The 1,625-nt window shown below is 66.2% G+C and carries 1 pseudogene; it reads right to left on the reverse strand.

What is annotated here, in order from left to right:
* Positions 1 to 1,625, reverse strand: a pseudogene (locus A5733_RS27445) (hypothetical protein); the annotation flags it as partial.

Raw genomic sequence — 1,625 nt, forward strand, 5'->3', positions numbered from 1 at the left:
CCCGGGCCGCTGAAGATGTGGACGTGGTCCATGTGGTTCTGCGTCGGGCTGCCACGGTCGGGCATGTCGTAGCCGCCGCCGCCCGCGTAGTACAGGTGTTGGCGCCAGATCACCCACTTGAGATCAATCGCTGAGGCGTTGGCCAGCGCGAAATCCTTCACCGCGTCACCGGTGGCCTTGTTGCCGCCGACCATCACGTCGAGGGCGCGGCCGGTCGAATGCTCGCCGTACTTGTCCGCGGGCCGGTATCCGCCGATGTTGGAGATTCCGAACCGCTCGCCGATGATCTGGCGCAGCTCCGACGTCCCGGCGACCAGGCCGCCGCCCTGGTACCCCGGGAGCATGCCGGTCTTGTTCATGTGGTCGAGGAGACCGGGGTGGTCCTTCTCGATCTGCCTCTGAGCGAAGGCCTGTACCACGAACTCCTCGCCGTGCACCACGCCCGCGATCTTGTCGACCGGGAAGTTGCCAGTGAAACCGCCCTCCGAGCGACCGGGCACGATGATCGGCTTACCGTCGGGCCCGATAACGACCGCGGGCACGCCACCGGACTCCCGGGTGCCCGCCGGGGCCTTCGCTTGGGCGGGCGGTAGGCCGGCGACGGTTTTCGGCAGCCCGCCCGATTCGCGGGTACCAGCGGGCCTTTCGAGTTGCGCTCGCGGTATTCCACCGTTGGCGTTGTCTGCGCCCGGCGCTCGATTCGGATCGGCCTGAACGCGATTCGTCGGCTCACCGGTGTTCGGGTCACGCTGGCCGGTGATCTGCTCCCAGATGCGTTTTGGCGCCGTCAATCCGCGCCCGATCGCCCATCCCGGCGACCGGTCGGGATGGTCCTCACCGGGGAGAATGTCATCGAGCTTGTTGGCGATCTCGTTGCCGAGCAGCGCCGTCAGCCACACCGGGAGAACCACCCTGTTCAACGCCGCGCTGATACCTGCTGCGCCTGCGCTGGCCTTGCCCGGTAAAACGGTCTCCAGGATGCCGCCGACTTCGTCGAACGTGCCCTTCAAGCTCAACGCGGGACTGATCACGCCCTGAATGTCTTGGGCCACCGTCGACATCGTCGTGGCCGATTGGTTCCCGAACTCGCGCACGCCGTCGAGCTGCAGCCCGAACGTCTCCCCGATATTGGCGATGATGTCGGTGGTGGTCCGCACGGTGTTGCCGATTTCATCGGTTGCGCCCTGAATATCACCCGAGCGCAGGGACTGCGCGATCCCGCCGGCCCAATCGGCCGCACCCGACCGCAGATCCATGCCGATGCTCTGGATGCCAGGCAGCACAGCATCTTTGATCGTCGAGCCGATATTCCCCGACTTGAGGCCGTCGCCAATCGTCGTCAGGATCGTGTTGCTCAGGCTGGCCTCGTCGATGCCCTGCTTCACACCGTCGGCCAGACCGTCGACGAAGTCATCGACCAGCGGGCCACCGCGCAGCTCATCCTTCACGCCATCGGCGATGCCGTCGACGATGACCTTGGCGATATCCTTGCCCGGGCTGGACCGCTCGACGGTGCGGGTTACTTCGTCGCTGACCGTCTTGCCGATATCGCCCTTGCGGACAGCTTCATTCGCGCTCTTGGTGACCGCCTCACCGGTGGCCTTACCGGCTTGCTCGGCGGCGCG

The sequence above is a fragment of the Mycobacterium sp. NS-7484 genome (assembly GCF_001953975.1).
Lineage (GTDB): Bacteria > Actinomycetota > Actinomycetes > Mycobacteriales > Mycobacteriaceae > Mycobacterium.